Genomic DNA, 21,394 nt, shown 5'->3' on the forward strand with positions numbered 1-21,394 from the left:
ATTAGCCCTCCTTGTAAGCATTAGTATGACGATATGCAATCAACGATACCACAGCACTAATGATAAAGATCAAGATACCCAGAACGGCTGAGGCATTATAACGTTGCTCTTGGCCAAAAGTTAAGTTATACAGCCACGTTACCAAAAGGTCGGTTGATCCTGCACCGTTATATTTACTATTCATTGGAGCACCTCCTGTTAAAAGGAAGATAACATTGAAGTTGTTGATATTTCCAATGAATTGTTGAATAAGAGATGGGGCCATTACAAAGAGAATTTGAGGGAAAGTAATTGAACGAAAAATTTGTACTGCATTTGCACCATCAATTTTAGCAGCTTCAATTTGATCTTGCGGTAAGTTTTGAATAATAGCTGTTGAAACAAGCATCGAAACTGGGATACCAATCCACATATTAACAATAATAACTGTAATTCTAGCTACCAATGGTGAAGCTTGATTATCAATAAAGTGAATTGGATGAGAAATCATTCCAATATTCATCAAGATATTGTTAAGCGCACCTTGATAATCTAAGAATTGGGCCATCATTAAAAGTGATACGAATTGTGGCACTGCCCATACAATAACAAAAACAGTTCTCCAAAATCCTTTATGCTTAATTCCTTTTGACTCAATTAATAATGCAAGCAAAACTCCGAAGAAGAAAGTAGTTGCAGTAGCTGCCACTGCCCAAATCAAGGTCCAGCCAAGAACTGGGAAGAAGGTACCAGCTAAGTCACCGCTTAAAACATTTCCAAAAGCTTGAAAACCAGTCCATGAAAATGCAATTGGGTGTTCTCTATCATAGTTAGTAAAGGCCATTGAAATCATGAATACTGTTGGCAAAATGGTAAAGAATAAGATTCCAAGAAGTGGAATTACCATTAAAGTTGCATGAAGACGTGAATCAAATAGGCTTTTAATTTCTTGCATGTTAGTTGGAATATGTTCCCCATCACGCTTCAAAATAAAGTTATGACGTGTTGAACGCAAGTTAACAATGTATAAGCAAATAATTGCAATACATAAAATAATTGCGAGTACACCAAATAGTAAAATTAAAACAGAATTTGATGGTTGTTGTGTAACATAAACACCTTGAGCCGCATCATAGACAACTTTCTTAGTTTTATTAGTACCCAGTGTAGCAAGCAAACTTAAAGTGGAAATACCACTAAAGAAGAACCAGACTAAAAAGACAATTTCTGAAATCAATAATGAGAATCCTTTTGCCCATTGCTTATTAGCTAAGGCATTTGATCCCATTATGAAAAATGAAAGCTTTGTAGCAAGGTCACCTTTAGACCAAACTTCTTTATAAGTTGCTTTAGGAGCTACATGCTTTTTCCTTCTAAACATATTTTCTCCCCCTCTAAACAAAAGGCTGACTGTAATAAGCCAGCCCAATGTTTAAAATTTATTACTTCTTTTCAATTGCTTTTTCTAATTTAGCAAGTTGTGGTTTATATTGACTAGGCTTAATCTTACCATCATAAGCACCGCTGATAAGTGGAGCTGAACCGTTCCAGAATGCAGCCATTTGTGGAAGCATTGGTTGAAGAACAGAATTACCAGGTTTAGCCATTTCAATTACAGCATCTGCAACTGGATCCTTCTTAACAGCACTAGAGTTTACAGCAGCCTTCAATACTGGAATTTGACCAGCTTTATCATGGGCAATCAATTGTGCTTTCTTATTAGTAATATAAGCAGCTAAGTCTGAAGCAGCTTTAGCATTTTTAGTGTGTGAGTTTACAGCGAAGCCTTCAATACCAAGAAATGCTTCCATTTGCTTAGTTTTACCGCCAACTTCAATTGTTGGATATTTTGCTACAGCAAAGTTATCGCCTAAAATCTTCTTAATATTAGCTGCATTCCAAGGACCATCTAAGATAGCTTGAGCGTTACCCTTCTTTAATTGGTTTAAGGCATTTGAAGTTTGCATTACACCTTTATTGCTCTTTTGAGCTGCATACCACTTCAAACCATTAACACCGTTTTGTGAATTAAAGGTTGAACCCTTAAGCTCTTGACCATTATCACCAAATAATTTTGTACCTGCTGAGAACATTACTGGCCACATTACGTAAGCATTTGTAAAGTCAGTAGCTACTACACCTTTTGAAGTCATAGTCTTCCAAGATTTGACATCATTTGCAGAAAGTTTGCTCTTATTGTAGTAAATAGTTTGTGCTTGTTGAGCATATGGATATGCATAAATCTTATTCTTCCAAGTTACACCCTTTGAAGCAACACTTACATAGTTAGCTTTAATGTCTTTAGTTGCAGATGGTGAAAGTGGATTAATATAACCAGCTTCTGCCATTTGCCCCAATTGGTCATTTGGTACTTCAAATACATCTGCAGCTTTTGATGGGTCCTTACCAACATCGGTTTTGGCATTAGCTGAACCATTTGGACTTTGAACAACACGAACCTTGATATTCTTATTCTTGTTAGTAAATTCCTTAGCAATTTGCTTGTAGTATGGAACTTGTTGAGTATCAACCCATAAAGTCAAATTAGCCTTCTTATTACTATTTGATGAAGTAGATGAATTATTTGAATTAGAACAAGCAGCTAAACTTACACTTGCAAGTACAGCAGCACTTCCTAAAGCCATCTTTTTCCAAAACTTCATAATATTTCCTCCGTATAAAATCAAAAACAAAACATTTTTCTTAACAACTGCAGAATTAGCTGCGGATTGCTATCAATATTAAATTCTTATACTGCGTCTTCAGCACAAGTTAGTTAACAATAGCCTTAGTAGTATCTTTGTCAAAGAAGTGAGCTTTATTAACATCAAAGCCCATTCTGACTTTGTCGCCGGGTTCATGATAATCACGAGCATTTACAATAGCAACAAATTCGGTACCATCGACTTTTTGATATAGCTGAATAGTTGCACCTAAAAGTTCAGAAACAACAACTTCTGATTCAACTACAGCATTTGGCCAAGTTTCCAAAAAGGCTTCTTCAGCGTGAATATCTTCAGGACGAATCCCAAATACTACATCCTTATCTGCGTAACCTTTTTCTTCAAGCATCTTGGCTTTTCCTTCAGGAATCTCAATATTAAGACCCTTACCATCAGTAATACGCTGATTTTTATAATGAACATTGAAAAAGTTCATTTGAGGAGATCCAATAAATCCAGCTACAAATTGATTTACTGGATGGTTATATACCTCAAGGGGAGTGCCAATTTGTTCAACTCTACCAACTGACATAACTACAACTCTATCAGCCAAAGTCATGGCTTCAGTTTGGTCGTGAGTTACATAAATAGTAGTTGTGCCAAGACGTTGATGAAGCTTGGCAATATTGGCACGCATTGATACACGTAATTTTGCATCAAGGTTTGAAAGTGGTTCATCCATCAAAAAAATTGGAGCATCGCGCACAATTGCACGTCCAAGTGCTACACGCTGACGTTGACCACCAGATAATTCTCCTGGCTTTTTATCAAGATATTGCTTCAATCCTAAAATATCAGCAGCATGTTGTACTCGCTTTTCAATTTCGTCCTTTGAATAATGACGCAACTTTAAACTAAATGCCATATTGTCATAAATTGACATGTGAGGATACAAGGCATAGTTTTGGAATACCATAGCAATGTGTCGGTCTTTTGGAGCAACATCGTTCATTACTTTATGGTCGATTTCTAACGTACCCTTACTAATATCCTCAAGTCCCGCTACCATTCTTAAGGTAGTTGACTTACCACAACCAGATGGTCCAACAAAAACGATAAATTCTTTATCTTTAATATGTAAATCAAAGTCATTTACAGAATAGTAATCATTTCCTGGATATTTTTTATAGATATGGTTTAAATCAACTTCAACCATATTCTCCCCCTACTTTCTATCTTTATCTCTTTTCAAAAACTGTTTTAGCTTCTGGATAAATCAAGTATTTTGCTTTTTGTTTACGCTTACATTATGAATGTTTTGAAAACGCTTTACAATAGCTTTTTTATTGTTACCGGTATCAGAATTTATAACAAAATATTAAAAAAGCAGACTAAATTGTCTGCTTTTGTTATTTATTCTCTAGTCTTTTAATTTCATCCATAAATTCAAAGGCTGTATCTCTTTGATTCAGACTAGAAGCTATATTAATTAACTCACTAAGTTTAGAGAGATCCTTATTTTTATCCTTTTTATAATTTAATAATTCAATTAAAAACTGTCTCCGTAACTCTATATACAAAAAATCTCGTTTTATTGGTATGTCTTTGATTTTTATAGCCAATTTTTCAGCATAAAGATAATTTTTTCTTACAATTAAAATATCTAATGCATTTAATAATGTATGAAATGCAATACTATAAGTTGCTACTCCATCTTGATTTATATCATCCAATACTTGAATATCAGACCAATTAGATATTAATAGGCTTGTTAATCCATAGATATTTTTATCAGATAGCAAAACAATGCTATTCCCTAAAATACTAATATATTTTTTAGTCCACAATTTAACATCTGATAACTTATTGATTAATTTCTCTTGGTACTTAGATGATAATAAATTTTTACCACTTAAATCATAATAGTAATTACATGAGATTACTGCCAAATATAAATCATCAAGAGACCGTCTTTTTTGATAAAGTTTTATTCGTTTTGTAGTTAAGGTTTCAAGACCTTCATTATCCTTAGTCATATACAGAGATTCTATTTTTTTAACTACTGAACTAGGTGTTGCAATTTTAGCCAATTTAAAAAATTCCTCAGGAGTTAAATTAATTCGCTTAATTAATTTAACAAATTTTTCAAAAGTAATATCACTTTTTCCATTTTCCCATAACGATAACAACGGAACTGATACTATATTTTTAGCAGCATTTTTTTGCAAAATATTTTGTTGAACACGCAATTTTTTATAAATTTCTCCATACATTTTCGTTCTTATCTCCTCTTGCTACTTTTTATACAGCCTATTTTTATAAGCTAGTTTCTCTTAATACCAATCATTTCAGCTATTATTTATAAAGTAAACTTTAGTATTTTAAATAAAATTAAAATTAAATTTTATTTATTTTACACTATATGTATCAAGTAACGAAAGGAGAAAAAATGAAAATCAGGAAATATTTCATTACACTATTAAGTTTATATGTCTTGCCAACTACTCTTATTCAATTATTGGCAAAACTATCTTAGTTTTTATATTAATTTGAAAGGAGATGATTTTTATGACAACTCGTCAATGGCGCAACGGTGGTCGTTAATAATGTACTTTAACTAACAAGTCTAACTTGTTAGTTTTATTTTATCTAAGGGAATAAAAACATGGAAATTAAATTAAAGAAAACATTACAACCAACTATTGAAAACGATGAAATTGTTTTTGGATACGGTAATCCAACATTAGTTAGAAAAATTTCTAATACATCTATCAATCGTAATCTCATTAAATTTCTTAATGATGAAATTACACGTTCTGAAATTAATATAACAGACGCAGAACTGAAAGAAAAGATAAAGGAATTTACAAATTTGGGCATTTTAACCACAAATGATTATCAAACACAATATAGGTATTCTAGAAATTATAATTTTTATGAATGGATTGATATTTCTAAAAATGTTAATCCAATAAAATACCAAAATATTTTATCACAAGTTCATGTAATGATTTTTGGATTAGGTGGTATAGGATCTAACGTTGCAGAACAACTTATACGCACAGGAATCAAACACTTCACATTATTAGACTTTGATAAAGTAGATTATTCTAATTTAACTCGACAAGGAGCTTATACTGAACAAGATATTAACATCTTTAAAACAGAGGCTTGCAAAAATTATCTTAGTTCAATTGATAGTAAAACTTCAATTAAAACTATTAATATTCAAATTAAATCTAAACAAGATATAGAAAAATTACTTAATTCTAATACTAAAGTAGACTTAATTATAAATTGCATGGACAGACCCAAGAATATAGATAGGTGGTTTGATAGTATCTCTAATCAGTTTAATATTCCTGTTATCTTTGGAAGTTATGCTTCCACGTGTGCTAATGTATTTGTAAAAATTCCTAAAATTACTATAAATTATAGTGATTTTGTAGGAGAAAATGGTATTGAAGCTGATACTTTAGTAAAGTGTGAATTTCCAACCGCTGTAATAGCTCCAGTAACATATATGGCCGCTGGTTTAGTTGCTTACAACGCCATTTTATTACTCACTAAATTACGTATCCCTAAAACAGCAATACAAATAGATTTCGATAGTTGGGACATTCTTAAATATGACGTATCAAAATAAAATTGAAAATCAAAACTTCTGGAAACTAATTTTAGGTCAATCGCTTTTTACAATTGGTGATTCAATATTTGAAATTTTACTACTTTACACTTTAGTAAAAAATTATCATGCAAATTCTAGTATTCTAGGAATATTTGGAATAATTGCAATACTTCCCTCAATGCTATTAGCAATATTAGTACCTAAACTTGCAACTATTAAGAATCAAAAATTTTTACTAATATTTTTACAAGCTTCAGCAATTCTTATTCTCATAACAGAAGTATGCTTAATAATATTTAAATTTAATTTGATATATATTGGAATTTTACAATTTTTGCTTCAACTTATTGTTACAATATCTGGTTCTATTGAAATCGGCTATATACCTATAATTTTATATGAAGATCAATCTGAAATAGACAAAACTGTCAACATTAGCTATGTTACTAGTTCTGTATTAACAATTTTAACAGGATTAATTAGTTCAGGTGTAATTATAACTATTGGAAGTTCATTACTACTAATACTCAGTATTCTTTTACCATTTATAGGTATATTTTTTTATTTAGGTATAAATTATCATACTCCTAAACAAGAAGAACCTAATATTATTAACGATACCACTGAAAAAACATACTTATCACTATTAAAAGGAAAGTTTTATACATATACTCATACTTTACCTGCATTTTTAATAATCTTATCAGAAGCTATTCTTGGCGGTTTAACAGGACTATTATTGCAACTTTTACCAATAACTATGAAAGAACTTGGTTTAGCAGTCGCTTTATTTCCATTAGTATCTTCAATTCAAAAAACAGGTGATGTCTGCGGTGGATTGCTGGCTCCATTTATAAAATTAAATGCTCATAGTTTTTTTATAATTGATTATATTATTACCGGAGGTAGTTTTATTGTTATAGGGATTCCTGGAATGCCTGATATCATTAGATTATTCTTTTTGCTAATTTCTTCATTGACTACTGGACTTAGTGGTAATATTTTTGAAAAACTTATGTATCGGTCATTCTCATCACAGGACATGAGTTCTATGCACGCACTTGTTACTTCAACTTTTTCATTATTTTCATTAGTTAGTTATTTCAGCTCCTTTCTTAAAATCTCCACTCTTTATTTATGGATTGGAACTGGAATATTTTCACTAATTATAGGACTAGCTTTGATTATTTATAGCCATCTTAATTCACCCACCATTACAAAATTAAATATTAAAGAAGCAGACTAAATTGTCTGCTCTTTGTTATTTATTCTAGTTTTCCTTGTTAGAAACTACAAAGCCTTTAGGAGTAAGGATGCCATTTTTATATCCTTGGCTAAGATTATCATCGACTGTTATCTTTATATCTTTATTAGTTGTATTAAAATATGCAACAATTTCTTGATTACCGGTACGTTTAACCTCAATAAGTCCATCCTTTGTTACCGATAATAAAATACTGCCTTTACTCAAGGTTTCACTATTATCTAAACGATACTTAATAAGATTATGGACCTTCTTCCAAGTATCTTTATCTTTTTTGCTCCAATCCATTGGCTTACGGCAATCTGGATCATTTCCACCGTTCATTCCCATTTCTGTTCCATAATAAATACATGGACTACCTGGCTGTAAAAACATAAAAGTTAACCCTTGAAGAGCTAATGCTTGATCATCTTTAGCAACTGTCAAAATTCTAGCAGTATCATGGCTATCAAGCATATTCATCATTACTTGATTAGTCATATCACGATACATCATCAATTGATCTGTTAAATGCTCTACTAAATCTTCTGCGCTAGTCTTATTTTTAAAGAAATGATCCTCAATTTGTAAAGTGTAAGGATAATTCATGACTCCAGAAAATTCATCCCCATTAAGCCACGGACGTGCAGAATGCCAAATTTCACCAACAATATAGAAATTAGGTTTAATCTTTACAAGTTCATCATGGAATCTTCTCCAAAAATGATGATCTACTTCATTTGCTACATCTAAACGCCAAGCATCAATGTCAAAATATTTAACCCAGTAAGTCGCAATTTCTAATAAATATTCTTGAACCTCCGGATTTGCAGTATTTAATTTTGGCATATGCTTTTCAAAAGCAAATGTATCATATGGAGCCTCACCTTCTCCTTTTGATGGATCTTTATAAGGTTCAACTGGGAAATAATTAATATGGAACCAGTCTTTAAAGCGTGACTTTTCTCCGTTTTGAACAACATCCCGCCATTGCATTGACTCGTCACCTAAATGATTGAAAACTGCATCCAGCATAATTTTCATTCCACGTTTATGAGCTTCATTTACTAATTTATTAAATAACTCTTTATCTCCAAAATCTGGATCAATATCAAAATAATCAATAGTATCATACTTATGATTAGATGGTGCTTTAAAAATTGGACACATATATAATCCAGTTACGCCCAATTCTTGCAAATAATCTAAATGATCAATTATTCCTTGTAAATCTCCTCCATAAAAATCATCTCGACCAGGATGGTCTTGTGGATTCCATGGTTTTACATTTTTAGGGTCATTACTTTTATCTCCATTAGCAAATCTCTCCGGAAAAATCTGATACCATACAGTCTGCTTGACCCAATCGGGGGTTTTAGTCATATCAATTTCATGTAAATAAGGTCTCTTAAAATATGATCCATCTTCATTAAGATTTTCTTTTGAAAATTCGCTAATCCCACGATCTCCCAAAATAACTTTTGTACCATCTTTACCAACAATTTCAAAAGTATACTTCAAACGATGATATGGTGCTGTTAAAGTTGCAGCCCAATAGTCACTAACTTGACCCCTACCGATTTTTTTTAGTTCAATTTTTTTAACTGATTCAGTAGGCATATAGTTATCTGTATAATATGCAAAAATCTCTGCCACATCATCCTTGCCTGTATGTACACGAACGCGGACATGTTTATTATCTAAAGCAAAACAATCTTCACTTTCAGTTCTATGTCTTAATGCTGCTAATTGCATAATTTTCTCCTTATTCCTTACTTTATTCCTTACTTTGTTTTTTTAGTACAACTCCTGCATAAGGCATCAGTGTTAAATTTCCATTATTTAAATTATATTGACCAGCCTTTAATAATTCGTTATTAAAAACAGTTGGTATTGTCACTTGTTCTTTTTCTGAGCTTAATGAAACAGCTACAATAGCTTCTTCATCACCTAATTTACGCTGATAAATATAGCTTTTTTCATCAGTAGCTAACATATAATAATTTCCATCTTGAAAGAGTGGTTCTTTTTTTAGTGCAATCATTTTTTTATAAAAATTCAATACACTCTCTAAGTTATTCTCTTCTTCTACTACACATGCTTGATCACGTTTTTCGCCATCAAGCCATGGAGTTACGCTACTAAAGCCATGGTACTGTTCATTATTCCAAGGCATTGGACCACGAGCTGGCAATTTATGAGTCTGGCTTGCCATTTCAACAGCATCCTCATAACTTAAACCAGCATCTTGAGCAGCCTGAACAAAGTCTTTTACAGTCTTATCATTAAACTGTTCAACTTTATCAAACTTTAAATTTTGTAATCCCAACTCTTCACCATAATAAATAATTGGAATCCCTCGCTGCAAATACATCAACATTGCTAAACTTTCAGCTTCAACATTATTCTTAGCAACTCTAGTTCTTAAGCGCGCCATATCATGGTTACCCCAGTAGAGTACTGGTCTTGAAATTCCAGCCAAAGTTTGTTGCCAAACCGTTTGATTTTGTTTAAAAGCTGTCATATCTAGCTGTTTAGGTTGATAATTTGCTGGAAAATCTTTATTAACATCATCATCTTTTTCAGTAAAATATCTGAAAGTAATTACACTATCCATCAAGTGATTTCGCTTAGTGGTATAATCTACTGCTAAGTTTACATTTGCACTCGCTGCTTCACCCAGCAATAAACATTCTGGATAATCTTGCTTGATTCTTTCACAAAATGGTCTAAGCCATTCTTGTACTTGTGGTAAATTAGCAAAAAATGGTTCTGCAACTACTGGTTTTGAACTATTATTTTTAGTTGGGTAACTTTGTCTTAAGTCTGCTTTTGCAATATGAATAAATGCATCTAATCTTAAACCATCAATACCTTTTTTGAGCCAATATTCTGCAACTTCTAGCATGGCATGACGAACTTCAGGATTTTTCCAATTTAAATCTGGCATCCGCTTATCAAATAAGTGGAAATAAAATTGACCAGTATTTGCTGGATCGGCTTGCCATACACTTCCGCCAAAAAAGCTTCCCCAATTATTGGGACGTTGATTATCATGTCCAGCAAAAATATAATAGTCACGATAAATACTGTTAGGATCCTTAATTGCATCTTGAAACCATGGATGCTGATCAGAAGTATGATTAAGCACAAAATCCATAATCACATGTATCCCAGCTTGATGAAGATCATGAATCAAATTTTCCATATCTTGCATAGTTCCCATATGTGAATCAATTGCAAAATAATTTGAAACATCATATCCATTATCAACCTGCGGAGAAACAAAAACTGGATTTAGCCATACTGCGTTGATTCCTAATTTCTTTAAATATGGAATTCTTTTTCTGATTCCATTTAAGTCACCAATTCCATCATTATTAGAATCTTGAAATGATTTAGGATAAATTTGATAAATAATTGCGTGATCATACCAATGTTTCATAATTTTTTCCTCCAAATTCAGTCTACCTGAATATAGAAATCGTTTACAAGATTTTTATATATGTTACCGCTATCAAAAAAGATAATACTTATTAAGTATTGTCTCTATCTTGTAGATCCTCTTCTAACTAACGTAGGGTCTATTAAAATTTCTCCTTGAGGCGAGCCAGATTGGTCAATTTTTTGAAGAAGCATTTGAGCAAGCAATTCGCCCATTTCAAAAATAGACTGACGAATTGTAGTTAATTTAGGATTAGATACTTGATCTAAAAACACTCCATCATATCCAATTACTCCAAAATCTTCCGGAACTCGGCCATCCATATCTTGTAGCTGACGCACTACTCCAGTTGCAATTCTGTCTGAAGCACATATAAAGCAGGTATCTTTTTTAAATTCAGAAAAATGCTCTTTAATTAAACTCTGCGCTGAATGGCTATGGTTTGAAATTCGATAAATTTGCGGTATTAGTTTATTCTTTTGCAAAGTGTTAATATATCCAGCTTCCCGTGAATATTCAAAAGCTTCTTTAACATCAATTCCAATAAAAATAATATGTTTATATAATCTCGAAAGTGCATATTCAGTAGCCATTCGAGTTCCAGTTTGATTATCATTATCAACAAAATCAAAACCACGATGATTTTCACCAAATAATACAAAAGGCTTTTTTAAATGATCAAACAATTCATAATTCTTAGTTCGTGCCCCAGTAATTAAATAGCCATCTGCACGTCCTAATTCAATCTCATCACAATTCGTAATCAATTGAAAAGCATAATGTTTTTTTGTAAGTCCTTTGGCAAAACCAAATAATAAATTCATGTAATAAGGTTCAGTAGTATCTATATCTTCTAATGTAACAAACTTTACTACATTACTGCGATGATTGACTAAAGCTTGCGCTACAGTATTAGGGTGATAATCAAGTTTAGTCATTGCAGCCTCTACTAACACTTTTAACTCTTCTGTAACTTGTTCAGGATGATTAATGACTCTTGAAACTGTCATTTTAGAAACATTAGCCTCTTTGGCAACATCAGATAAAGTTACCATATTTTACCTCTTAAACTAAATACATTTTTCTTAATTTATCAATATCATTTTGAGTAAAGCCAAGTTCTTTTTTAAAGAAATTATCTGGACTTCCCCATCCACAACGAATAGTTTCAGTAATGCCAATAATGGCTGTCCCTTCACCTTTTGTGACATTCATTTTAGCAACCATTTTTGAAATTTCATCATTTGATGGTAATTGCTTAGAGACTGCAAAATCGTATAATTGATTCGTTAATAAATAATCACGAGCAATAGTTTCATCATCAACTCCTAATAATGTCAAAATAAGGGCTGCTGTCATTCCGGTTCTATCTTTTCCAGCACTACAGTGAAAAACAAGCGCCTCATCTTCCGGTAATTCCAATAAATAAGCAAAAATTTTACTAAATTCTTCTTGGCTATGGGAATTTAGTAAAACTCTTTGATAAATTTGTCCAATATAATTATCCAAATTAGGAATACGATGAATAAAACGAAATAACTTACTGTCACCTTTATTTTCTCGCGGATCTTCAGAATAAATATGGGCATCAATATATTTAACATTAGGCCAAAGAACATCTGGTGCTGAGATTTGTTCATATTTTGACCTTAAATCACAATCAACAGTAACTTTCATTCTAGTTAGTTTTATTTTGTCATTAAATGATAAAGAACTTAGAGAATCTGAACGATAAATTTTGTTCCATTTTACAGTTTGACCATCTTTATTTTTATATCCACCTAAATCACGAAAATTTAACGGACCATCTAAAGCAACGATTCTATCATGTGCCATCTTATTTTCCACCTTCTTTTTGAAACCGTTAACATACAAAACTATTATACCATTTTCCCTATTTATCAATATATTTATAAAACTAGATTTATATACTATTCACTATGTGCAAAAACTCTAGTTGCTTTAACTGCTCTCTTCCAACCATCATAGAGATTCTTTCGAACTTGGTCATTCATTTCAGGATTAAAGGTTTGTCCTACAATAAAAATACTCTTTAATTCATCAATATCTTGCCAATATTTAACTGCAAGTCCTGCTAAAAACGCCACTCCCATGCCAGTTGTTTCTAGTACTTTTGCACGTTCAATCTTAGTATTTAAAATATCTGACTGAAATTGCATTAAATAGTTATTATTAGATGCCCCACCATCAACTCGTAAAGTTGGAATTTTAATACCAGAATCATTTTGCATAGTATCAACTACATCCCTAGTTTGATAAGCAAGAGATTGCAAAGTAGCTTTGATTAAGTCATTATTCGTTGTTCCACGTGTAACACCAAAAATAGCTCCTCTTGCTTCAGAATCCCAATATGGTGCACCTAACCCAGTAAACGCAGGAACTACATAAACTTCATTTTCAGATTTTGACTTTAAAGCTGCTTTTTCAGAATCTGGAGCTGACTTAATCATCTTCATTGAATCACGCAACCATTGAATAGCACTTCCTGCAACAAAAACTGATCCTTCTAAAGCATAGGTAATTTTTCCATTAATACCATAAGCAATCGTAGTCAATAAGTTATTATTTGATTCTGTTGGCTTTTCTCCTGTATTCATTACAATGAATGAACCAGTTCCATAAGTGTTTTTCACCATACCTGGCTTTAAGGCAAGTTGACCAAAAAGCGCTGCTTGTTGATCACCTGCCATTGCTGCAATGGGAACTTCACCACCAAAGAAAGTATAGGGCTTAGTATAACCATAAACTTCGGAATTAGACTTTACGTCGGGGAGGATTGCTCGGGGAATATTCAAAAGTTTTAAAATATCTTCATCCCAATCAAGATCATGAATATTAAAAAGCATTGTTCTTGATGCATTACTATAATCAGTTACATGAACTTGACCATCAGTCAGTTTCCAAAGAAGCCAAGTATCAATTGTGCCAAAAATTAAATCACCTTTTTCTGCACGCTCTTGTGCTCCTTCAACATGATCTAAAATCCAACGAATTTTTGTGGCACTAAAATATGGATCAATGATTAAGCCGGTTTTTTTGCGGATCATTTCGCTATAACCATCACGCTTTAGTTTTTCTGCTAAAGCAGTAGTTTGACGTGATTGCCAAACTATTGCATCATAAATTGGCTTACCTGTTTTTTTATCCCAAATTACTGTTGTTTCACGTTGATTCGTAATACCAATAGACTCTATTTGATCTGGACGAATACCTGACTCAATAAAGCAAGTGGCAATCGTTGTTTGTACTGCTGTCCATATTTCCTCTGCTTTATGTTCTACCCAGCCAGGTTGTGGGAAATACTGAGGAAACTCCTTTTGGGCTGAAGCTACTTCTTTTCCCTCATGGTTAATAATCATAGCTCTAGTTGAAGTGGTTCCTTCATCAATAGCCATTATGTATTTTTCTGACAAAATAATCCCTCCAAGAAAACGTTTTCTAATTAAGTTTAATAGAATTTATCATATAAAAAAAGTCTTTTCCCTGTTTTTTCTACTATTATTAGTTATACTACTCTTATATATAGTAAAAACTAAAAACGGAGGGTAATTATGGAGCAAGAACCAATTGCAGTAACAATTGCAGGGAATGATAGTGATGGTAGTGCAGGAATGCCAGCTGATCTCCATTCTTTTTATGCAAGAAACGTTTATGGAATGGGACTTATGACTGCAGCTGTTGCAGGGAATACCACTGGAATTTACGCCCAACAAATAATGCCAGTTGACTTTATTCAAAAGCAATTTGATGTTTTGGCAGAAGATTTTAATATTAAGGCCGCTAAAACTGGAATGGTTGCTGATTCTGAAATTATGAATTGCGTTGCTGACAACTTAGAAAAATATGACTTTGGTAAAATTGTCATTGATCCAGTAATATCAACTAAACATGGTAATACCTTGATGGATGATGACTCGTATAATACTTTCATTAAGCGACTTGTTCCATTAGCAGATGTAATTACACCTAACTTTTATGAACAAAGAAAACTTACTGGACTTGAGTTAAACACTCTTGATGAAGTTAAAAAAGGCGCACATTTACTACAAGAAATGGGTGCTAAAAATGTTCTGATGAAAGGGCGCCATGATTTAGATAATCAAACAGAAGTAACTGATTTATTATTAACTGAAGATGGAAAGTTCCATACTTTTACTAAGCCTTATTTTAAAACTGACCGCGTAAATGGAACTGGTGATACTCTTTCAGCAGTAATTGCAGCTGAACTTGCGAAAGGTAATTCAATTTTAAATAGTGTAAAGATTGCCAAAGACTTCACTTATGATGCTATTTCTCACCCAATTGAAGTCGGTTCTAAATGGGGACCAATTAACCATATGGCAGCTCAGAAAGAAACCGAAGAATAAAAATAACTGCTTCCAAAAAAGGAAGCAGTTTTTGGTTCATTATGTTTGATATTAAAGACGTTTGGGTCCATAGTGAGAGTGAATAAGTAATTGAGAATATGGATGAAAAGAGGCGCATCACTATGAATCCAATCTTTGGTGCTATGCTATGGGCATTAATAGTTGTCTTTATTATCGTAGGTGGTAGATGGCTCTATACAAGTAATAGAAACAAACCATTTTTTAAATTGATTAAGAATGATGTTGTCAAAAGAAAAAAAGAAATTCGTGGTCTATATATTTCAAGTTTATTAACAGTTTTTATTGGATTATTGATGATTTCAATGATTTATTATCAATTCAACGTTGATTCGTTTGCGGAATACTTCTTTGGCTTCTGTTGTGTCTTTATTGGGATTGCTACAACACTAATTTTGATGAAAGAAACTAAGAATGATACCAATTAACCAATTCATTGCGAATTGTTTTTTTTGTTTTGACTTTTTTGCAGAGGTGCAAGATTTCGTTAATCTAATTTGAAGAGAATTGCTTTCTTAAGTTATAATGCAAATAATTTAAGAAAGGAGATCCGTGATCAATAAATTAATGCAAAAAATATTCAGAATTATCTTAATTATCTTAGCTATAATCGGATTAATTCTATCATCTATTACTTTGTCTATTTTTATTCAAAGTAATACCACCAATTTTTCCAAAAATGATTATTTATTTTCTGTTTGTTTATTTTTGCTATTTTAATTCTATTTAAGAAATTATCATTAAATTGCTTGATAATAAATATTTTAATTATGATTATTACAATAACTTTTAGTTTCAATTTCCTTCTATTGCAATAATTTATACTTATTTTCTTGCATACGATGTACTATCGTCTTTAATTTGCATTTATTATTTGAAAAATAATACCCAAAATGAAAATAATTAAATATCTACTTCAAACAATTACTGTAATTTTTTTAATCTTCATTACTTCAATTACAGCGATAAATCTATCTGACTATATTAATTCTGCAAATATCATAGGAATTAAAGATTTTATCATTCCCATAATAGGTCATGTTGTTGCTATATTAGTACTAATTTTTGAGTTAATTTTTACTTTTAAAAAGCAAAAATTTAATAAGGTAATTGTTATACTTCTTACATTAGTTGTTTTAACTGCAGTAGGATTATATTTACCAATTGGCTGGGGCCCGGGATTATTGAATTATAACTTTATTGTACTGGGGTTAATTTTACTTTTAAAAATTCTGAAGGAAAAAACATGTCAATCAAAATCTTAAAATTCATACTTTTAATTTTAGATATTGTTATATCTGGATTTATTTTTATCAACTTATTATTTTCATTAGGTTCCGGAATACATAGTAATGTTGACTTAATTCGTTATGTGTTTTTAGGACTAGTAGCAATATTATTACTAGCTTTGCCAATATTAAACTTCTGCAAAACTCAACTACGTACAAGTTTAATTTTATTAATTATTGGAATTATTTCAGCATTTATTGCTTGGAATCCAATGATCTCTACTTTTGCAATAATTAATTTTGTACTCATTGGAATTATTGCTTATTACTCGAAAGGACTATCTAAATGAAAAAGAAAGTCTTTGCAGGTATTACAACAATTGCACTAACTTCAGCATATGATGTTTTGAACCTAAATGTTGTGACCCACCTAATTTCAACGTTTATCCATTAACAAAAAGAAGCGCGAATTATTTCGGGCTTCTTTTATTTTGAGCTACATCCTTGCACAATAATGCAAGTTCATTTGCATATTCTGAATAACCTACTTCGCCCAGCAGTGAAGTAACTTTTTCCATTTTTTGAACTGCAAAATTATCCCCTAATTGATAATTAAGTAGATTATTTAGGAAAGACAATTTCACTTTTGCATACATTAAGTATCGCGGAATCTCCAAATTCTCTAATAGTATTTTTGCTTTTTTAGCTAAAACTATACTTGTCTTAATAAGTTTTGTATAAGCATTAAGTAAAGCTATAATCATGCAATTTTTTCTTTTGGCATCTACATTTGAGATTTCATCTATAGCAATAACTATACTTTTCATATATTGAAAAATTCTCTCATTATCTATAACTTCTACTACATTTCCAAATGCTCTACTGTAATATTCATTCCAACTTTGAACCCTATCAAAAATCGAATATAATTCTGCTTTCAACTTATTAGAAAGAATGCTTTTATTAGTCAAATCTTGATACATGCAACAAATCGTTACTACTAAAAACAAATCAAGTTCTTCTGTAGTATTTTCATAATTTTTAAGCTGAGTTTGAGCTAATCCATATAGTCCTCTACTATCTTTTTCTGAATATAGTTTTTTCAGTTTTTCAAAAATTACATTCCTCTTTTTATTAGCATTTGTTTTTGCAATCATAATGAATTCGTCAGGATACATATTTATTTTCTTCAAAAGCTCAATTACATTACCAAAATACATATCACCTTTGCCATTTTCCCAACGTGATAAGGTCGCTGCATCAACAATTCCGCTCGAAGCTTGGCTTAAGGTTAAACCATGTTTTTTGCGTAACTTTTTATAAGTATTTCCGTATATATCGATGTTATCTACTTCTTTCTTTGTCTAAGAACTTTGCTAAAACAATTATAATATAGTAAGATGTAAGATGTAAGACGGTTTGCTATATTTTGAAAGGATGATTTATATGGATTCATTAACTGGACATGTTTCTCAAAAAGGACAAATTGTTATTCCTGTAAAGATTCGCAAATTATTAGGTTTAGAAAAAGGAACCAAAGTTACCTTTGAAGTAAAAGATAACTCCGTTACTATTAAAAAATTACCAACAGCATTAGATTGGGCAAACTTGGTAGATCAACTTCCAAGTGAAAAAGTTGATTTCGATAAAAATGGAAATTATGATCCTAAAAAATCACCTAATTTCCATGAATGGATGACAAATGAATGAAAGCAATGGATATTTATATAGCAGATGTTCCTTTTGATGATATAGATAAAAGTAAAGTTAGACCTGCTTTAGTAGTTAAGGTTTCACAAAATCGAGTGAATGTTTTCAAAATTACCAGTAAATATAAAAATAAATCTAATGTTATTAAGCAACTATATTATCCTATAAAAGAATGGAAATCTGCAGGATTAAGCCACCCATCATATGTTGATACACATAGAACATATAATTTACCACAAGAAAAAATTTTTGCAAAAAAGCCCTTAGGTAAATTATCAGATATTGACAGAATTCAATTATTTGAATTCATTCAAGCTAAATTAGGAGAGCAAAAAAGACAAAAATAATTTCTCTTTCCTTTGATTAACTGGCTACTTGTAGGTACAATAAAAAGAGTTAATTATAGAAATCAAGGGATATAAAAATGAACGAAAAACTAGTTAAGATTGCATATTTATACGAAGATTTAATGAACACCTATGGAGATTCTGGAGACGTTAAAATTTTAAGTTTTTTATTGAAAAATCAAGGCTATGATACTCAAGTTGATAACATTTCACTTGGAGACGACTTTGATGCTTTTGATTATGACTTTGTCTTTTTTGGTGGTGGTCAAGACTTTGAACAGACTGTTGTTGCTAAAGACTTACCACGTCATAAAGTCACTTTAGACAAATATGTTAACGATGGTAATCCAATGCTCTGTATTTGCGGCGGCTACCAATTAATGGGAAGTTACTACAAGACTAACTCTGGTGTAACTATTAAGGGACTTGGAATTTTACCACTCCATACTGTCTTCAAAGCTGATAAACGTATGATTGGTGATACTAAGTATCGAACTGAATGGGGAGAAGTTACTGCCTTTGAAAATCATTCAGGTCAAACTTATTTTGATAATACTGATAAACTACATCCCTTAGGTGAAATGATTGAAGGTTACGGCAACAACCCTCAAGATGGTGTTGAAGGTTTACGTTATCGCAATTTCATTGGTTCATATTCACATGGTCCGCTTCTTAAGAATGTTAACGTTGCAAATGCTATTGTTGAAATGATCTTACAGCGCCATGATGAACGCATTAACAATGCTCAAGAAAAAGCAGAATAATACAAAAATCACGAAGCAAAATGCTTCGTGATTTTTAATTTTCTTCAAGTTTAGATTTATTTTTCTTCTTAGGAGTAATATTTAATGCCATTGCAGCCAATACAACTAAAATTGAACCAACCCAATCCATTGGCTTCATTACTAACCCAAAGCAAAGCACTGACCCAATAGTTGCAGAAAATGGTTCAAATGCATCAAGCAAGCTAGCAGTTGAAGCTTTAATGAACCTAAGTGAATTAGTCATCAGTTGAAATGGAATCAAAGTCCCAATTACAATTACGCACCCTGTATAAAACCAAACTTCAGGTGTATTTGGAATTTTGGGCCAAGAGGGATGAACTATCATTAAGCAGATTCCAGCAGAAAGCAACCCCCAGCCAGTAACTACTAAACTAGAAACTCGTTTTAAAACATTAATTGGAATTAAAGTATTAGTTGCAACTCCAACTGCAGAAAGTAAACCCCAGAATAAGACTTCAGGAGTAATTGCAAAGGTGTTGAACTTTCCATGAGTCGCAAGAAGTACTACCCCAAGAAATGCAACAATCGCTGCAACTATGTCAATAGTGCGCATAACTTGTTTTTTTGTAATTGCTAAATATGCCATTACAAAAAATGGTCCTACAAATTGTAAAATTGTTGCAATTGAAGCATTTGCTTTAGCAACTACAATAAAATAAAACAATTGTACTGGTAATAATCCAAAAACTCCATAGGCTATAATTACCCATGCATCATGTTTATTTGTCATTGTTTTAAATGGCTTTTGTTTAACTAGTCCTGCCACAATCAACAAAATAATTCCTGAAGTTACCATTCTGATTTGTGATAACCACATTGGCGTAATACTTGGACTAGTATCAAATAAAGCTTTCGCAAAAAGACCAGAAATCCCCCACATAATGCAAGCAAGAGCAGCCATTGCTGCCCAAAAACGGCGCTGTTTTTTTGAATCCATCTAATTCCTCCTCATTTTCAACAATATTAATCATAACATGCAAACTATCTAATAATAGGTAGCTAGTTTAATCTTCTAGATTTTCAGCATTTTGAATTTTAGATTTAGGTACAATATTTAACGCCATCGCTGCCAAAACAATAAGAATTGAGCCAAACCAATCAATTGGTTTCATTATTAAGCCAAAGCATAATACTGATCCAATCGTTGCTGCAAGTGGTTCAAAAGCATCAAGCAAGCTAGCAGTTGAAGCTTGAATGAATCTAAGTGAATTAGTCATCAGTTGAAACGGAATTAAAGTTCCAATCACAATTACCCCAGCAGTGTATAACCATACTCGCGGTTCATTTGGAACATGCGGCCAAGAGGGATGAACTATCATTAAGCAGATCCCAGCAGAAAGTAACCCCCAACCTGTTACTACTAAACTTGAGATTTTGCGTAATTTTAATACATGAATCGGAATTAAAGTATTAGTTGCTACACCAATGGCTGATAAAAATCCCCAGAACAAAGTATCAGGTGTTAGTGCTAAATGAGTAAAATTACCATGCGTTGCTAAGAGTACTACACCAACAAAAGCTGCAAGTGCTGCAATTGCATCAAGTCTTCTAATAATCTGTTGACGACGAAGTGCTAAATATGCCATTACAAAAAATGGTCCCACAAACTGTAAAATTGTTGCAATTGAAGCATTTGCTTTTTGTACAACTATAAAATAAAAAAGCTGAAATGGAACCAATCCAAAAATACCATAAGCAATAATTTCTACAGCATCACGTTTATTAGTCATCGTTTTAAGTGGCTTTTGCTTAAAAATTGCCGCTGCAATAATTAAGATAATACCCGATACGACCATTCTGACTTGCGTTAACCACATTGGCGTAATTGCTGGACTCAAATTAAACAAAGCTTTTGCAAAAAGACCTGATATTCCCCACATAACGCAGGCCACTGCGGCTAGAAAAGCCCAAAGCTGACGCTGTTTTTTCGTAACCATTTTTTATCTCCCAAACTTAAGT

The 21,394-nt window shown here is 32.0% G+C and carries 20 protein-coding genes; 8 read left to right on the forward strand and 12 right to left on the reverse strand.

Features of this window, described 5'->3' with window-relative positions:
- Nucleotide 1: 1 nt before the first annotated feature.
- From FOD82_RS07940 to FOD82_RS07955, 4 genes are all read right to left on the reverse strand, one after another.
- Nucleotides 2-1,360 carry a sugar ABC transporter permease gene (locus FOD82_RS07940; protein ID WP_144355896.1) on the reverse strand — a complete coding sequence of 453 codons (1,359 nt, stop codon included), beginning with the start codon at nt 1,358-1,360 and terminating at the stop codon, nt 2-4.
- A gap of 61 nt (nt 1,361-1,421) precedes the next feature.
- Nucleotides 1,422-2,642 (reverse strand): extracellular solute-binding protein, encoded by a 1,221-nt coding sequence (locus FOD82_RS07945; protein WP_144355897.1) that lies wholly within the window; start codon nt 2,640-2,642, stop codon nt 1,422-1,424.
- Nucleotides 2,643-2,751: 109 nt separating this feature from the next.
- Entirely contained in the window at nt 2,752-3,858 is a 1,107-nt protein-coding gene (gene ugpC / locus FOD82_RS07950) for a sn-glycerol-3-phosphate ABC transporter ATP-binding protein UgpC (protein WP_144355898.1), read from the reverse strand.
- Nucleotides 3,859-4,051: 193 nt separating this feature from the next.
- Nucleotides 4,052-4,915 carry an Rgg/GadR/MutR family transcriptional regulator gene (locus FOD82_RS07955; protein WP_144355899.1) on the reverse strand — a complete coding sequence of 288 codons (864 nt, stop codon included), beginning with the start codon at nt 4,913-4,915 and terminating at the stop codon, nt 4,052-4,054.
- Between the two features lie 392 nt (nt 4,916-5,307).
- On the opposite strand from FOD82_RS07955, the gene FOD82_RS07960 reads away from it, so the two are divergent.
- Both FOD82_RS07960 and FOD82_RS07965 read left to right on the forward strand, forming a co-directional pair.
- On the forward strand, nt 5,308-6,288 hold the full coding sequence (locus tag FOD82_RS07960) for a ThiF family adenylyltransferase (protein ID WP_144355900.1): 981 nt from the start codon (nt 5,308-5,310) through the stop codon (nt 6,286-6,288).
- Nucleotides 6,272-7,516 carry an MFS transporter gene (locus FOD82_RS07965; protein WP_144355901.1) on the forward strand — a complete coding sequence of 415 codons (1,245 nt, stop codon included), beginning with the start codon at nt 6,272-6,274 and terminating at the stop codon, nt 7,514-7,516. Before FOD82_RS07960 ends, FOD82_RS07965 begins: the two co-directional genes overlap by 17 nt.
- Before the next feature lie 24 nt (nt 7,517-7,540).
- On the opposite strand, the gene FOD82_RS07970 is transcribed toward FOD82_RS07965, so the two are convergent.
- From FOD82_RS07970 to glpK, 5 genes are all read right to left on the reverse strand, one after another.
- Nucleotides 7,541-9,268 (reverse strand): glycoside hydrolase family 13 protein, encoded by a 1,728-nt coding sequence (locus FOD82_RS07970; RefSeq protein ID WP_144355902.1) that lies wholly within the window; start codon nt 9,266-9,268, stop codon nt 7,541-7,543.
- A 22-nt stretch (nt 9,269-9,290) separates the two neighbouring features.
- Nucleotides 9,291-10,958, reverse strand: coding sequence for an alpha-glucosidase (locus FOD82_RS07975; RefSeq protein WP_144355903.1), 1,668 nt, complete (start codon nt 10,956-10,958; stop codon nt 9,291-9,293).
- 104 nt (nt 10,959-11,062) lie between these two features.
- Nucleotides 11,063-12,013, reverse strand: a complete 951-nt coding sequence (locus FOD82_RS07980; protein ID WP_144355904.1) for a LacI family DNA-binding transcriptional regulator — start codon at nt 12,011-12,013, stop codon at nt 11,063-11,065.
- Nucleotides 12,014-12,023: 10 nt separating this feature from the next.
- The gene (locus tag FOD82_RS07985) at nt 12,024-12,794 is read right to left on the reverse strand and encodes a tyrosine-protein phosphatase (RefSeq protein WP_144355905.1); all 771 of its coding nucleotides are present in this window, start codon (nt 12,792-12,794) and stop codon (nt 12,024-12,026) included.
- A gap of 95 nt (nt 12,795-12,889) precedes the next feature.
- Nucleotides 12,890-14,392, reverse strand: a complete 1,503-nt coding sequence (gene glpK / locus FOD82_RS07990) for a glycerol kinase GlpK (protein WP_144355906.1) — start codon at nt 14,390-14,392, stop codon at nt 12,890-12,892.
- Nucleotides 14,393-14,527: 135 nt separating this feature from the next.
- Between glpK and thiD the strand changes: the two genes are divergently transcribed.
- The 3 genes from thiD (at nt 14,528) to FOD82_RS08005 (ending at nt 16,943) form a co-directional block, all read left to right on the forward strand.
- A complete protein-coding gene (gene thiD, locus FOD82_RS07995) occupies nt 14,528-15,346 on the forward strand; it encodes a bifunctional hydroxymethylpyrimidine kinase/phosphomethylpyrimidine kinase (protein ID WP_186277739.1) in 819 nt (272 codons plus the stop codon).
- A 122-nt stretch (nt 15,347-15,468) separates the two neighbouring features.
- Entirely contained in the window at nt 15,469-15,792 is a 324-nt protein-coding gene (locus FOD82_RS08000) for a hypothetical protein (protein WP_144355908.1), read from the forward strand.
- Between the two features lie 818 nt (nt 15,793-16,610).
- Nucleotides 16,611-16,943: a hypothetical protein gene (locus FOD82_RS08005; RefSeq protein ID WP_144355909.1), complete on the forward strand. Its 333-nt coding sequence runs from the start codon at nt 16,611-16,613 to the stop codon at nt 16,941-16,943.
- A gap of 120 nt (nt 16,944-17,063) precedes the next feature.
- On the opposite strand, the gene FOD82_RS08010 is transcribed toward FOD82_RS08005, so the two are convergent.
- Nucleotides 17,064-17,936: a helix-turn-helix domain-containing protein gene (locus FOD82_RS08010; RefSeq protein ID WP_347337948.1), complete on the reverse strand. Its 873-nt coding sequence runs from the start codon at nt 17,934-17,936 to the stop codon at nt 17,064-17,066.
- A 103-nt stretch (nt 17,937-18,039) separates the two neighbouring features.
- Between FOD82_RS08010 and FOD82_RS08015 the strand changes: the two genes are divergently transcribed.
- The 3 genes from FOD82_RS08015 to FOD82_RS08025 all read left to right on the forward strand — a co-directional run bounded on the left by FOD82_RS08015 (nt 18,040) and on the right by FOD82_RS08025 (nt 19,414).
- Nucleotides 18,040-18,303: an AbrB/MazE/SpoVT family DNA-binding domain-containing protein gene (locus FOD82_RS08015; protein WP_144355911.1), complete on the forward strand. Its 264-nt coding sequence runs from the start codon at nt 18,040-18,042 to the stop codon at nt 18,301-18,303.
- A complete protein-coding gene (locus FOD82_RS08020; protein WP_144355912.1) occupies nt 18,300-18,650 on the forward strand; it encodes a type II toxin-antitoxin system PemK/MazF family toxin in 351 nt (116 codons plus the stop codon). Before FOD82_RS08015 ends, FOD82_RS08020 begins: the two co-directional genes overlap by 4 nt.
- Before the next feature lie 77 nt (nt 18,651-18,727).
- Nucleotides 18,728-19,414: a cobalamin biosynthesis protein CobQ gene (locus FOD82_RS08025; protein WP_144355913.1), complete on the forward strand. Its 687-nt coding sequence runs from the start codon at nt 18,728-18,730 to the stop codon at nt 19,412-19,414.
- Nucleotides 19,415-19,448: 34 nt separating this feature from the next.
- Here the strand turns inward: FOD82_RS08025 and FOD82_RS08030 are convergent, their stop codons facing one another.
- Both FOD82_RS08030 and FOD82_RS08035 read right to left on the reverse strand, forming a co-directional pair.
- Nucleotides 19,449-20,372, reverse strand: coding sequence for a DMT family transporter (locus tag FOD82_RS08030; protein ID WP_144355914.1), 924 nt, complete (start codon nt 20,370-20,372; stop codon nt 19,449-19,451).
- 67 nt (nt 20,373-20,439) lie between these two features.
- Nucleotides 20,440-21,372 carry an EamA family transporter gene (locus FOD82_RS08035; protein ID WP_144355915.1) on the reverse strand — a complete coding sequence of 311 codons (933 nt, stop codon included), beginning with the start codon at nt 21,370-21,372 and terminating at the stop codon, nt 20,440-20,442.
- Nucleotides 21,373-21,394 lie beyond the last annotated feature (22 nt).

Source organism: Lactobacillus sp. LL6, from assembly GCF_007570935.1.
In the GTDB taxonomy this organism is placed as follows: Bacteria; Bacillota; Bacilli; order Lactobacillales; family Lactobacillaceae; genus Lactobacillus.